A 13,137-nucleotide genomic window follows, 5' to 3' on the forward strand; every position below is an offset into this window, starting at 1 on the left:
CCTAACCTTGAGCAAAATTATGGCAAATTTCTACCCTTAAAAGCGACAAAAGGCCTCAGACGAGACGATTTCCATGTTTTCCGGCAGCCAAATAACGAAAATGGTGGCATGGGGCTGCAATTCGGACGAAAACCTGTACCATAACAGCGGCTGCCTCTCGCGGATGACTCTTTGATGCGTGTACTGAATATCATGCTGGCCCAGGTGCGTGGCGGTGTCGAAACCATGTCCCTGCGTTATCATGAGGCCATGCGCGCGGCCGGCATCGAGGTCTTGAGTCTCGGCCACAGCGACGGGGTTCTGGCGCATCAGTTGCCGGCGGCGGAGTTCCGCCCGGTTAATGCCTTCATCAATCACGACCCCTTCGCCGCCTGGGCTCTTCGCCGCATCGCGCGCGACTTCCGGCCGGACATCGTACTGACCCATGGCAACCGCGCCACCGGCATCGCCCTCCTGCCCTTCCTGGGCACGGCGCGGAAGACGGTGCAGGTGGTGCACAATTTCCGCCACAAGGGTCAGCTCAGCCGCCTGCGCGCGGCGATCTGCGTCTCGGCTTCGGTGCATGACAGCGTGGCGGCGGCGCATCCGAAAATGCCGCTCTTTACCGTCGCCAATTTCGGCCCGCTGAATGTGCGCCCGGTCAAGCCGGCCCCCACCGACACGCCGGTGCTGGGCACACTCGGGCGCCTGCATGTCAACAAGGGGATCGATGTCATGGTGCGCGCCATGGCAATCCTGAAGGCGCAGGACGTGACGGCAAGGCTGAAGATCGCCGGCGACGGTCCGGAAATGCCGCACCTGACGCGGCTGATCATCGATGAGGGCGTCTCCGATCGCGTCACCTTCGCCGGCTGGATCGACGAGCCAACGGATTACCTGCACGGGCTCGACCTGTTCGTGCTGCCGTCACGCGTCGAACCGTTCGGGCTGGTGGTGGCCGAAAGCATGGCGGCGGGGGCACCGGTGGTGGCGACCGATATCGACGGCCCTCAGGAGATTTTGCAGCATGGCGCGCTGGGACAGCTGTGCGCGGCGGAAGACCCGCAGGCGCTGGCGGCCGCTATCCGCGCGGCGCTGGGTGACTGGTCCGCCACGCTGGACAAGGCCCGCGAGGCGCAAGCCTACGTCTTGTCACAGTTCAGCCTGGAAGCCGGCCAGACACGGCTCGTGGCGACGCTCAAACAAATTGCGGAAAATCATCTTCTTAAGTCTTGAACCCACCCCGCTTATTGGCTATAGGCCCTCCCTCCGGGAGCGTGAGCCATCCGCTCTCATACGGAAATGGCATGGTTGGGTAGCTCAGATGGTTAGAGCGGTGGATTCATAACCCACAGGTCGGCGGTTCGATCCCGCCTCCAACCACCACTTCTTCCTTATAGACAAAGACTGATTTCAGTTCCGGTGCAGCGCGTGGCGTAACCGGCGGTATTTGCGTGACTATTCTCGACCGGCAAACCAATCCACAAACCTGAGTCTCGACGCTGTACGGCCGACCAGGCATAAAAAACCGGCGTCTCTGCCGGGCCAGTTTAAGCTGTGCGTTTGCCTAGGCGCGTCATGTCCAGCCATATTGGGCGGCTTGATCTTCCCACCGCAGAGGCAAGTCCTCGACCTTGGTTAGATGGCGGACCATCAATCCATCCGGTTGTCGCCCCTGGATAATGTCTTCGACAATACACACGGATGTCGCCCCAACGGCCTTAAACGCCTACCAAGGGATAGTGGATACACTAGCTGCGGCAGTCAAATCTGATCCGGATGCCAAAGTGGACATAACAATGGGTGGAGAGACTAACACTTATTCAGCGAAGGATGCATTGTCGGTATTGGTAGGGGCAAAAGTCTCCATAATCGATCCTAAAAATGGAGACGAGTCCAATTTCCAAAGGGCTCGCGCTGACCCAGATGTAATGAGTTCAGGGCAAGGTGACATAGGCATCTTCTCTCGTGCAACGACCTCGACATTAGGAGGATTAACAGCGGATTCAGCGGCCAGGTATGGTATAAAAAATTTCGACAATTTATTTGGAGATAACCTTCGCACAACCTTTGTTCATAAAGCTTTCCATTTAATTGGAGATGGAAACCTTGGAAGGGTGGCTGGTTTCCCCAACAATCATAGTTCTCCGTATGATGACACCGCAAAAAGATTAAGAGACATAAGATGAAAACGTTACTGCTTTTGTTTGCATTAATATTATCATTAACTTCGAGCGCGTTCGCAGAAGGTAAGCGTTTTTATTATAAGGATTTTAGCGGTGAAGAGAGTCTTGTATTTGATTATCAAGATCATATTATGTTTAGATCTGATAAATATTTCTCTAATCCTGGAGTAGACTATATAGGAAGCGATCTAAATGATTGCAGTACCCTTGAATTTTTGTGTGTGTCGTTTTCAGGAATGACCATAGCCGTTCCATCGGATGGAAATATTCAAAATAATTGGTCATGTAATGATACGGCATTTACAGTGCTTTATGAGCGTATGATTGATATGCATGTGCAAAAATTTATAAAATCTGAGAACTCAAAAGGGATCGCGTTTTTTTCTTACTCGCAGGAATTCGGGATCGACTCTATCTCCATGTACTTCGATAAAACCTCCTACAAGGCGAAAACATTCTTTGCAGTGAACGGCTATGGCTTGCTATCGAATGAAGGTTTCTCGGGCCGCAAATGACCTAGTGTCGGATATGCGTTTAATAAAGGGCGGCCCCGAGGGCACAGGGTTATATGGGAGGTTCAGGTCCATCCGTACTGAGCCGCCTGATCCTCCCATGGTAGAGGCCTGTCCCCGACCCTGGTCAGGTGACTGACCAGCAAGCCATCCGGCTGCCTGCCCTGGATGTCACGTCACCGGAAAACATCCAACGCAACAGATAGCTATATAAAAATCATACAGGCGCTCCCCACAACTATACATCGCCTATATGCCGATGCGCCTAAGCCCCTGATACTGACAGGAGGTTTTCATGAGCATCATCTATGTTCTGGTCGGCGGGGTTTTCTTCGTCATCTGCAAGGCGTTCGTCGACTATTGCGACACGCTGAAAGGCGACGGCCAATGACCGCGCTCTATATCATCGCCGGTCTCGTGACCGCCGCCATAGCGGGCTATCTCGTCACCGCCCTGATCAAGCCCGAACTCTTTCCGTAAATCCGAGACACGCACATGTCCTATGCACTCACGGGCAATGGCTGGCTGCAGCTTGCCCTCTATCTCGTGGCGCTCGTCGCCCTGGCCTGGCCGCTGGGCCTCTATATGGCCAAAATTCTCACGGCCGAGCGCCTGTTCCTGGCGCCGGTCGAAAACGCTATTTATGGCGCCCTTGGCATCAAGCCGAACGAAGACATGGGCTGGAAGGCCTATGCCACAACGGTCATCGTCTTTTCCTTCGGCGGCTTCCTGCTGCTCTACCTGCTCCTGCTGTTCCAGAGCCATCTGGGGCTCAATCCGCAGGGCATGGCAGACCTGTCGCCCGATCTCGCCTTCAATACCTCCGTCAGCTTCATCACCAATACCAACTGGCAATCCTATGCCGGTGAAAGCACGCTGAGCTATGCCAGCCAGATGATCGGCCTGACCGTGCAGAACTTCCTGTCGGCCGCCGTCGGCATCGCCGTCATGGCGGCCCTGATCCGCGGACTGTCCAGGCAATCCGCGAAGGGCATCGGCAATTTCTGGGTCGATCTGGTCCGCAGCACGCTCTATGTCCTGCTGCCTCTGTCGCTGATCTGGGCGGTGCTGCTGGGCGCGCAGGGCGTAATCCAGACCCTGAACGGCTACGTCACCGGCCATACTCTGGAAGGCGCCAATCAGACCCTGGCCATGGGCCCGGTGGCTTCGCAGGAAGCCATCAAAATGCTCGGCACCAATGGCGGTGGCTTTTTCAACGCCAATTCTGCCCATCCGTTCGAGAACCCAACGCCGTTCAGCAACTTCCTCGAAGTCCTGGCCATCCTGCTGATCCCGGCGGCCTGCTGCTTCACCTTTGGCCGGATGATCGGCGATCGCCGTCAGGGTGTCGCCGTGTTGGCGGCCATGACTCTGGTTTTCGTGCCGCTGACGCTATTTTGCGTTTCGGCCGAACAGGGCGGCAATCCGCATTTCGCCGCTCTGGGTGTCGATCAACTGGCATCAGGCACGCAGGCTGGCGGGAACATGGAGGGCAAGGAAACGCGCTTCGGCATCGTCAATTCCGCTCTGTGGGCCACCGCCACCACAGCGGCTTCCAACGGCTCCGTCAACGCCATGCATGACAGCTTCACCCCGCTTGGCGGCGCAGTCCCCATGTTGCTGATGAAGTTCGGCGAGGTCATCTACGGCGGCGCCGGTTCCGGTCTTTATGGCATGCTGGTCTTCGTCATCATCACCGTATTTATCGCCGGCCTGATGGTGGGACGCACACCGGAATATCTTGGCAAGAAGATCCAGGCCTTCGAGATCAAGATGGCCTCCATCGCCATTCTTGCCCCATGCGCCTTCGTGCTGATCGGCACGGCGGTGGCGGTGCTCACGCCGTGGGGCCAGGCCGGGCTCTATAATCCCGGCGCGCAGGGCTTTTCCGAAGCGCTCTATGCCTTTACCTCAGCGGCCAACAACAATGGCTCGGCCTTTGCCGGTCTCTCTGCCAACACGCCCTTCTATAATACAGCCCTCGGCATCTGCATGCTGTTCGGACGCTTCTTCGTCCTGCTGCCGGTCCTGGCGATTGCCGGATCACTGGCCGCCAAGAAGGCCGTGCCCGCCTCCGCCGGCACCCTGCCCACCCATACCCCGCTGTTCATCGCGGTCCTGATCGGCGTCATTTTGCTGGTCGGCGTCCTGACCTACCTGCCGGCACTGGCGCTGGGTCCCATCGTTGAACATCTTTTAATGCGCTCATAGGCCGCGCAGGCTCGCCGCATCAGCGGCGGCGGGCCTCGCCCTTGCCATGGCGAAGCGCCATGGAGAAATGATCAAAGGCTAATCCCATGTCCTCTGTAGCTAAAAAATCCGGCCTGTTCGAAGGCGCCGACCTCGGCTCCGTGCTCGGGCAAACGATACAGCGCCTCAATCCGGCCTATCAGGTGCGCAATCCGGTGATGTTCGTCGTCTTTATCGGCTCGATCGTCACCACCCTGATCTTCGCTATCATGCTGGTGGCCCCCAAAAGCGTGATCGGCGGCGGCCAGCCCTTATGGTTCATCGGCCTGATTACCTTCTGGCTGTGGTTCACCCTGCTTTTCGCCAATTTCGCCGAGGCCATCGCCGAGGGCAAGGGCAAGGCGCAGGCCGACAGCCTTCGCTCCGCCCGCAAGGACGTATCGGCGAAGAAACTCGACAAGTCCGGCCAGGTCGCGATCGTTGCCGCCAATGCCCTGCGCAAGGGTGATCTGGTGCTGATCGAGGCCGGCGATGTCGTGCCCGCCGATGGCCAGGTCATCGAAGGGATTGCCTCGGTCGATGAAAGCGCCGTCACCGGCGAAAGCGCGCCTGTGATCCGGGAATCCGGCGGCGACCGCGATGCCGTCACCGGCGGCACGCGCGTCCTCTCAGACCAGATAAAGGTGCGCGTCACCTCCGATCCCGGCGAAAGCTTCCTCGACCGCATGATCGGCCTGGTGGAATCCGCCAAACGCCAGAAGACGCCCAACGAGATCGCCCTGTCGATCCTGCTGGCCGCCATGACCCTGATCTTCCTGCTCGCCTGCGCCACCCTCCTGCCGTTCTCGCTGTTTTCCGTGGCGCGCGCCGGATCGGGTTCGGTCATCACCATCGTGGTGCTGATCGCCTTGCTGGTCTGCCTGATCCCGACCACCATAGGCGGGCTTTTATCCGCCATCGGCATTTCGGGCATGCAGCGCCTGATCCGCGCCAATGTCATCGCCACTTCGGGCCGCGCGGTCGAGGCCGCCGGCGACGTTAATGTCCTGCTGCTCGACAAAACCGGCACCATCACTTTCGGTAATCGTCAGGCGGTCGAATTCTTCCCGGCACCGGGTGTCACCGCCCAGCAACTGGCCGAGGCCGCCGAACTGGCCTCCCTGGCTGACGAGACCCCCGAAGGTCGCTCGATCGTGACCCTGGCCCGCACGCAGTTCGGTTTGCCTGAGCGCACGGCAGATGACGTGGTGGCGACCTTCATCCCCTTCAGCGCCGAACAGCGCCTGTCCGGCATCGTCGTCAATGAGCGCCACATCATGAAGGGCGCCGGCGACGCCATTGCCGCGCTGGTCGCTCTGAAGGGGGGGGCGGTGGCGGCCGAAGTGACAGCACAGATCGACGATATCGCGCGCAAGGGCGGGACACCGCTGACCGTTGCCGAGGGTTCACAGGTGCTGGGCGTCGTCTACCTCAAGGACATCGTCAAGCCAGGCATCAAGGCCCGTCTGGCCGATCTGCGCAAGATGGGCATCAAGTCGGTAATGATCACCGGTGACAATCCGCTGACCGCCGCCGCCATTGCCTCGGAAGCCGGGGTCGACGACTTTGTGGCGCAGGCGACACCGGAGACCAAGCTGAAATACATCCGGCAGATGCAGGCCGGCGGCGAGATGGTCGCCATGGTCGGTGACGGCACCAACGATGCCCCGGCGCTGGCGCAATCCGACGTGGCCGTGGCCATGAATTCCGGTACTCAGGCGGCCAAGGAAGCCGGCAATATGGTCGATCTCGACTCAGACCCGACCAAGCTGATCGAGATCGTCGAGATCGGCAAGCAGCTCCTGATGACGCGCGGGGCGCTGACCACCTTCAGCATCTCCAACGACCTGGCCAAGTATTTCGCCATCATCCCGGCGGCCTTCGCCACCACCTATCCGGCGCTGGGCATGCTCAACATCATGCACCTGGCCTCGCCGCAGAGCGCCATACTGGCGGCGGTGATCTTCAATGCTTTGATCATCATCGCGCTCGTGCCTCTGGCCCTGAAGGGCGTCAAATACCGTGCGGCCAGGGCGCAGAGCCTGCTGACACGCAATGTGCTGATCTATGGCCTGGGCGGAGTCATCACCCCGTTTATCGGCATCAAGCTGATCGATATGGGACTGGCGGCGGTTGGGCTGGCTTAAATCAAGGAACGCGAACATGACCAATCTCTTCAAACAGGCGCAGGCCACTATTGTCAGCCTGCTCTTCTTTACCCTTCTGCTCGGCGGCCTCTATCCGGTGCTGACCCTGGCCATCGTCCAGACCGCCTTTCACGCCAGGGCCGAAGGCAGCCTGATCCATGACACCAAAGGCCAGGTCATCGGCTCCCGCCTGATCGGCCAGACTTTCAGCCAGCCGCAATATCTCTGGGGCCGGCTCTCGGCCACGGGGCCGGCGCCTTACAATGCGGGTGCGTCTTCCGGTTCCAATCTCGGCGTCAATAATCCGGCGCTGATGGACGCGGTGAAAGGTCGTATCGACGCCCTGAACAGCGCCAGACCTGTGCCGGTCGATCTGGTGACGGCTTCGGCTTCCGGCCTCGATCCGGAGATCAGTCCCGCCGCCGCGGCCTACCAGGTGCCGCGCATCGCCACCGCCCGCCATGTCGCTGAAGCCACCGTCACCGAAGCCATCGCCCGTTCGACCAAAGGCCGCACCTTCGGAATCCTCGGCGAACCCCGCGTCAATGTGCTAGAGGTCAATCTGCGACTGGATGGCCAACTGAAGTGAATACCCGACCCGACCCTGACAAGCTCCTGGCCCTCGTCACCGCTGACGAGGGCCAACAGGCGCGCGGTGCCTTGAAGATCTTCTTCGGGGCCTCGGCCGGCGTCGGCAAGACCTACACCATGCTCTCCGAGGCCCGGCGGCTGGCAGCGGAGGGCCGTGACGTGCTGATCGGCGTCATCGAGCACCATGGCCGCAGCGAGACCAAAGCCCTGACCGAAGGACTGAATGTCCTGCCTCTGCTGGAGATCGATCATCGCGGCGTCAAGGTGCGCGAATTCGATCTCGATGTGGCGCTGGCCCGCCGGCCGGCCCTGATCCTGATGGATGAGTTCGCCCACACCAACGCGCCCGGCTCGCGCCACCCCAAGCGCTGGCAGGATATCGAGGAACTGCTCGATAACGGCATCGACGTCTATACCACGCTTAATGTCCAGCATCTGGAAAGCGTCAACGATCAGGTGGCGCGCCTCACAGGGGTCTGGGTGAAGGAAACCGTGCCGGACAGCGTGTTCGATGAGGCCACCGATATCGCCCTGATCGATATCCCGTCCGACGAACTGCTGAAGCGCCTGGCCGATGGCAAGGTCTATGTCGCCGAAGGGGCCAACACCCGCGCCGCCGAGAATTTCTTCAAAAAAACCAATCTTGGGCATTTGCGCGAGCTGGCCCTGCGCCGCACCGCCGAGCGCGTCGATGCCCAGAACGACCAGTTGAGCGCCGCCCTGGGTCAGGGCGAGGCCGCCCTGTCGGAAAAAGTGCTGGTGCTGGTCGGCCCCGACAGTTTTTCCGCCCGCCTGATCCGCCATACCCGCCGCATGGCCGGCCGCGCCAAGGCCCCCTGGACGGCACTTTACCTGCAAACCGATCGCCACGAACTGCTCGACCAGAAGGCCCGGCTGCGCGTCGAGCACAATCTGCGCCTGGCGGAGCGCATGGGCGCACAGGTGGTGCGGCTGAACGGCACCCATGCCGCCACCGCCATCATCAGTTACGCCACCGCGAACGGCTTTACCCGCGTGGTGGTTGGCAACCGCAAGGCGCCGGTCTGGCGGCGCTGGGGCAAGTCCTTGTCGCAAAAGCTGATCGAGCGTGGCGATGGCCTGGAGATCACCACCCTCAGCGCCGATCATACGGCGAGCGAGCCGGCCGATCCCTCCCGTCCGCGCCTCACAGCCCCCCTGGTCGTGCCGTGGCTGGACTATCTCTATGCCGCCCTGATCGTCGCCGGCGTCACGGGACTCGGCTATCCCCTGCGCGGCATCACCGATCCGGACAACCTGGCCCTGTTGTACCTGACAGGGGTGGTCGTGGTCGCGGCGCGCTTCGGCATTGCCCCGGCCCTGCTGGCCTCGGTGCTCAGCATTCCCGCCTTCAATTTCTTCTTCACCGAGCCCTACTACACGTTCAACTTCTACGACGTTCACTACTACTTCACCTTCGGCTTCATGCTGGCGACCTCGGTTATCGTCGGCTCGCTGACGGCGCGTTTGTCGCTGCACGCCCGAATGGCGCGCAAGAGCGAACAGGAAACGCGCCTGCTTTATGACCTGACGCGTGGCCTCTCCTCGGTGCGTGGCTATGCCGCCATGGCCGAGGTGACCGCCCGCCATCTGGCGCCGGCGCTTAATGCCGAGGTGCGGCTGTGGGTGAGCGAGGACAAGACGCTCACCGCCTATCCCGAAAGCGAGATCGATATCCGCGAAACCGGTGCGGTGCAGTGGGTAACGGCCAATGCCCAGATCGCAGGCCGCGGCACCGATACCCTGCCTTCGGCGCGCGGCCTTTACCTGCCCCTGCTGGCGGAAAACCAGACCCTGGGCGTGCTGGGCCTGACGCCGCAGGATGACCGCGCGTTTACCGGCGCCGATATCCTCGTTTTCGAGACCATAGCCAGCCTGATCGCCAGCGCTTTGCAACGCGCCCAGCGCGCCGACGAGGCCGAGACATCGCGCATCGAAAGCGAGAACGAAAAGCTGCGCAATGTCCTGCTGGCCTCGCTGTCGCACGACCTGCGCACGCCGCTGACCGTGATGAACAACAGCGTCTCGACCCTGCTGAAACAGCGCAAGAAGCTGCCGCGTGAGGCGGTCGATGAACTGACCGGCCTGTGGGGCCAGATGCAGCGTTTGCAGAAGTTCGTCACCAACCTGCTCAAGATGGCGGCGATCACCTCGGGCCAGCTCAAGCTCAATTTCGAGCCCTACATGATCCAGGAAATCATCGGTGCGGCCATCGCTCGAGTCGAGCCACAGAAGGAAAACCGGCAGATCCGCACGCAGGTCAATGGCCGTATTCCCATGGTGACGATCGATGGCGCCCTGATCGAACAGGTGCTGCTGAACCTGCTGGAAAACGCCTTTACCCACACCGCGCCGAACGGCGTGATCATGATCTCGGTCGAGAACGACGCCGATCGCGTGCGCGTGCGGGTCTCCGATGACGGCGACGGCCTGAAAGCCGGCGAGGAGGACCAGATATTCGAGAAATTTCATACCCGCCAGGCGGAAAAATCAGACCGCAGCCACTCCGGCACCGGTCTGGGCCTGGCCATCTGCCGCGGCATCATCCAGGCCCATGGCGGCCTGATCTATGCCAAGAATAATCCCGCGGGCGGGGCCAGTTTCATCTTTACCCTGCCTGTGGCAAAGGATCAGTCATGACCGCTACGATCCTGATTATCGAAGACGAGACCGAAATCCGCCGCTTCCTGCGCGCCACCCTGAACGCCAACGGCTTTACGTCGCTGGAAGCCGAAACGGCGCAGGAAGGGCTGCAAAAGCTGATTGCGCAGCGGCCGGACGTCATCATCCTCGATCTTGGCCTGCCGGACAGGGATGGTCAGGACTTTATACGCGACGTCCGTGAATGGTCGCAGGTGCCGGTCATCGTCGTTTCCGCCCGCGAACAGGAAGCCGACAAGGTGCTGGCCCTGGAAAACGGCGCCGATGACTACCTGACCAAACCCTTCGCCGCCGGCGAGCTGCTGGCGCGCATCAAGGTGGCGCTGCGCCACGCCCGGCGGCTGGAAAACGGCGGCGGCCATACCTATGACTACGATGGTTTGAGTATCGATCTGTCCGCGCGGCGCGTGTCGCTCGATGGCGACGAGGTCCGCCTGACCCCGATCGAATACAAGCTGCTGAGCGTGCTGGCGAAGAATGCCGGCAAGGTGCTGACCCATGCCTATCTGCTGAAGGAGGTCTGGGGCCGCCACTCCACCGAGCAGAACCACTATCTGCGCATCCATACCCAGCATCTGCGCGAAAAGCTGAACGACGATCCGCTTTCCCCGCGCTTCATCATCACCGAACCCGGTATCGGCTATCGCATGAAGAGCGGATAAGGCATCCTAATCGCCCGTCACGGCCCGTAACGCCTCTTCGGCGCCGGTGTCCTTGAGCGATACGCCTGTCACCTGGCGGTGGTGCGCCTCGGTGAGCAGCCAGGCCAGTTTCCTGACCGCCTCGTCATAGCCAAGGCCATGGGGCGGCCGGATATTGGACAGGCAGTTCCGCTCGCTGTCGAGACGCCCGACGCGCGGTGCCCAGGTAATGTAGGCGCCCAGACTATCGTCCGCGCTCAGGCCCGGCCGCTCGCCGATCAGGATGACACAGAGCTGCGCCCCCAGGCACTCGGCGATCTCGTCGCCCAGGGCCACGCGTGACTCATGCGCGATAACCAGCGGCGCGATACGCCAGCCGCCGAGGTGCGCGATCAGGTCAAGCGCCACGGGTGCGCCGTGCCGCAGCACCGCCGTGGCCGACAAGCCGTCGGCAATGACAATGGCGAGATCGAAACCCTCGCCACGCCGGGCCAGCAGCGCCTCCCGGGAAGTCGGTTCGAGCCGGCGTCCCAGATCGGGCCGTTTGAGGAAGGTCGCCCGGTCGGACGCCTGGCTGCGTACACTGAGCGTATCCGGCGGCAAAAGCCCGAGAAGGTCCGCTTCCGGCAAGGGCCGGTGCACGGCGTCCCGCGCCCTCGCGTGCGCCATCTGGAAATCGAGCAAGGGCCGGGTCGGCAGGCCGGCGCCGCTCAGCCCCAGGTCCAGGCGCGCCGTCGTCGCGGCCCGCAGCCGGCGAACCAGATCGGGCGTGCGCCCGCCTCCGCTCATCGCAGCACTGGCAGGGCGAACCTGTCCACGGCTTGCGTAAGCCCGATGGGCCGGACCTGGCCCTGATCATCGAGCAGGCCGACCTCGGAGAGCCAGGCCTCGAACTCGGGCGCCGGCTTCAGGCCCAGCGCCTTGCGGATGTAGAGCGCATCCTGAAAACTGGTGGACTGGTAGTTGAGCATGATGTCATCGGCGCCCGGCACCCCCATGACAAAATTGACCCCGGCCATGCCCAGCAGGCTCAAGAGCACATCCATGTCGTCCTGGTCCGCCTCAGCATGGTTGGTGTAGCAGATGTCCGCCCCCATCGGCAGGCCCATCAGCTTGGCGCAGAAGTGATCCTCCAGTCCGGCGCGGATGATCTGCTTGCCATCGTAGAGATATTCCGGCCCGATGAACCCCACCACCGAATTGACGAGCAGCGGACTGAAGGCGCGCGCCACGGCATAGGCGCGGACCTCCATGGTCTGCTGATCCACGCCGTGATGCGCCTCCGCCGACAGGGCCGAGCCCTGCCCTGTTTCGAAATACATCAGGTCATGGCCGAGCGTGCCGCGATTGAGCGAAAGGGCGGCTTCCCAGCCTTCGCGCAGCAGCGACAGCGAGATGCCGAAGCCGGTATTGGCCGCCTCGCTGCCGGCGATGGACTGGAACAGGAGATCGAGCGGCGCTCCGGCTTCAATGGCCGCGATACTGTTGGTGACATGGGTCAGCACGCAGCCCTGGGTCGGTATGCCCCAGCCCAGGCGCAGGTCTTCGAGCAGGTGCAGAAGCTCGACCGCGCGGGGCACACTGTCGGTCGCCGGATTGATGCCGATGACCGCATCGCCGCTGCCCATCAGCAGGCCATCCAGGATCGAGGCCGCAATACCAAGCGGATCGTCCGTCGGGTGATTGGGCTGGAGCCGCGTGGACAACCGGCCACTGAGCCCCAGCGTGTTGCGAAAGCGCGTGATGACGCGAATCTTCTGTGCGACCGCGATCAGATCCTGATTGCGCATCAGCTTCGAGACGGCGGCAACCATTTCGGGCGTCAGACCGGGCGACAGCCGCGTCATCGTCGCCGGGTCTGCCTCATCGGATAGAAGCCAGTCGCGAAACCCGCCGACGGTCAGGTGGGAGACCGCGGCGAAGGCGGCGGCATCCAGAATCAGACGCGTGACCTCGTCCTGTTCATAGGGAATGACGGCCTCATCGAGAAACGCCCTGAGCGGCAGATCGGCCAGCACATGGCGGGCGGCCACGCGCGTGGCGGCGTCAGACGCCGCAATGCCCGCCAGTTCATCCCCGGACTTGGGGGAAGAAGCCGACGCCAGCAGCGTTTTCAGGTCGTCGAAGCAGTAGCGTGTTCCGAAGAGATCGATAGTCCCCATGACCGGCCCCT

At 61.6% G+C, this 13,137-nt stretch carries 11 protein-coding genes and 1 tRNA gene; 10 read left to right on the plus strand and 2 right to left on the minus strand.

Features of this window, described 5'->3' with window-relative positions; all coding sequences use genetic code 11:
* The first annotated feature begins 174 nt into the window (after positions 1-174).
* From QM647_RS02470 to QM647_RS02515, 10 genes are all read left to right on the plus strand, one after another.
* Complete coding sequence (locus QM647_RS02470; RefSeq protein ID WP_414993885.1) at positions 175-1,215, plus strand: glycosyltransferase; 1,041 nt, start codon at positions 175-177, stop codon at positions 1,213-1,215.
* A 73-nt stretch (positions 1,216-1,288) separates the two neighbouring features.
* Positions 1,289-1,365 (plus strand) — tRNA-Met (locus QM647_RS02475).
* 356 nt (positions 1,366-1,721) lie between these two features.
* The gene (locus QM647_RS02480) at positions 1,722-2,168 is read left to right on the plus strand and encodes a hypothetical protein (RefSeq protein ID WP_414993886.1); all 447 of its coding nucleotides are present in this window, start codon (positions 1,722-1,724) and stop codon (positions 2,166-2,168) included.
* Positions 2,165-2,680 carry a hypothetical protein gene (locus QM647_RS02485; RefSeq protein WP_414993887.1) on the plus strand — a complete coding sequence of 172 codons (516 nt, stop codon included), beginning with the start codon at positions 2,165-2,167 and terminating at the stop codon, positions 2,678-2,680. Before QM647_RS02480 ends, QM647_RS02485 begins: the two co-directional genes overlap by 4 nt.
* Positions 2,681-3,064: 384 nt before the next feature.
* Positions 3,065-3,157 (plus strand): potassium-transporting ATPase subunit F, encoded by a 93-nt coding sequence (locus QM647_RS02490; protein ID WP_414993888.1) that lies wholly within the window; start codon positions 3,065-3,067, stop codon positions 3,155-3,157.
* 15 nt (positions 3,158-3,172) lie between these two features.
* A complete protein-coding gene (kdpA, locus tag QM647_RS02495) occupies positions 3,173-4,888 on the plus strand; it encodes a potassium-transporting ATPase subunit KdpA (RefSeq protein ID WP_414993889.1) in 1,716 nt (571 codons plus the stop codon).
* Between the two features lie 86 nt (positions 4,889-4,974).
* Positions 4,975-7,053, plus strand: coding sequence for a potassium-transporting ATPase subunit KdpB (gene kdpB, locus QM647_RS02500; protein ID WP_414993890.1), 2,079 nt, complete (start codon positions 4,975-4,977; stop codon positions 7,051-7,053).
* A gap of 16 nt (positions 7,054-7,069) precedes the next feature.
* A complete protein-coding gene (gene kdpC, locus QM647_RS02505; protein ID WP_414993891.1) occupies positions 7,070-7,642 on the plus strand; it encodes a potassium-transporting ATPase subunit KdpC in 573 nt (190 codons plus the stop codon).
* Positions 7,639-10,302: a DUF4118 domain-containing protein gene (locus QM647_RS02510; RefSeq protein WP_414993892.1), complete on the plus strand. Its 2,664-nt coding sequence runs from the start codon at positions 7,639-7,641 to the stop codon at positions 10,300-10,302. Before kdpC ends, QM647_RS02510 begins: the two co-directional genes overlap by 4 nt.
* Positions 10,299-10,985, plus strand: coding sequence for a response regulator (locus QM647_RS02515; RefSeq protein ID WP_414993893.1), 687 nt, complete (start codon positions 10,299-10,301; stop codon positions 10,983-10,985). The genes QM647_RS02510 and QM647_RS02515 overlap by 4 nt, the downstream gene beginning before the upstream one ends.
* 6 nt (positions 10,986-10,991) lie before the next feature.
* Here the strand turns inward: QM647_RS02515 and eutC are convergent, their stop codons facing one another.
* The gene (eutC, locus tag QM647_RS02520; RefSeq protein ID WP_414993894.1) at positions 10,992-11,753 is read right to left on the minus strand and encodes an ethanolamine ammonia-lyase subunit EutC; all 762 of its coding nucleotides are present in this window, start codon (positions 11,751-11,753) and stop codon (positions 10,992-10,994) included.
* Positions 11,750-13,126 carry an ethanolamine ammonia-lyase subunit EutB gene (locus tag QM647_RS02525; protein WP_414993895.1) on the minus strand — a complete coding sequence of 459 codons (1,377 nt, stop codon included), beginning with the start codon at positions 13,124-13,126 and terminating at the stop codon, positions 11,750-11,752. The genes eutC and QM647_RS02525 overlap by 4 nt, the downstream gene beginning before the upstream one ends.
* Positions 13,127-13,137: the final 11 nt, after the last annotated feature.

It is taken from the genome of Asticcacaulis sp., assembly GCF_047605585.1.
Taxonomy (GTDB): domain Bacteria; phylum Pseudomonadota; class Alphaproteobacteria; order Caulobacterales; family Caulobacteraceae; genus Asticcacaulis.

Bases quoted from the DNA above. Each gene is read 5' to 3' on its own strand.
- QM647_RS02470 (WP_414993885.1), top strand. From the start codon at position 175: ATGCGTGTACTGAATATCATGCTGGCCCAGGTGCGTGGCGGTGTCGAA.
- QM647_RS02485 (WP_414993887.1), top strand. From the start codon at position 2,165: ATGAAAACGTTACTGCTTTTGTTTGCATTAATATTATCATTAACTTCG.
- QM647_RS02490 (WP_414993888.1), top strand. From the start codon at position 3,065: ATGACCGCGCTCTATATCATCGCCGGTCTCGTGACCGCCGCCATAGCG.
- kdpA (WP_414993889.1), top strand. From the start codon at position 3,173: ATGTCCTATGCACTCACGGGCAATGGCTGGCTGCAGCTTGCCCTCTAT.
- kdpB (WP_414993890.1), top strand. From the start codon at position 4,975: ATGTCCTCTGTAGCTAAAAAATCCGGCCTGTTCGAAGGCGCCGACCTC.
- kdpC (WP_414993891.1), top strand. From the start codon at position 7,070: ATGACCAATCTCTTCAAACAGGCGCAGGCCACTATTGTCAGCCTGCTC.
- QM647_RS02515 (WP_414993893.1), top strand. From the start codon at position 10,299: ATGACCGCTACGATCCTGATTATCGAAGACGAGACCGAAATCCGCCGC.
- eutC (WP_414993894.1), bottom strand. From the start codon at position 11,753: ATGAGCGGAGGCGGGCGCACGCCCGATCTGGTTCGCCGGCTGCGGGCC.
- QM647_RS02525 (WP_414993895.1), bottom strand. From the start codon at position 13,126: ATGGGGACTATCGATCTCTTCGGAACACGCTACTGCTTCGACGACCTG.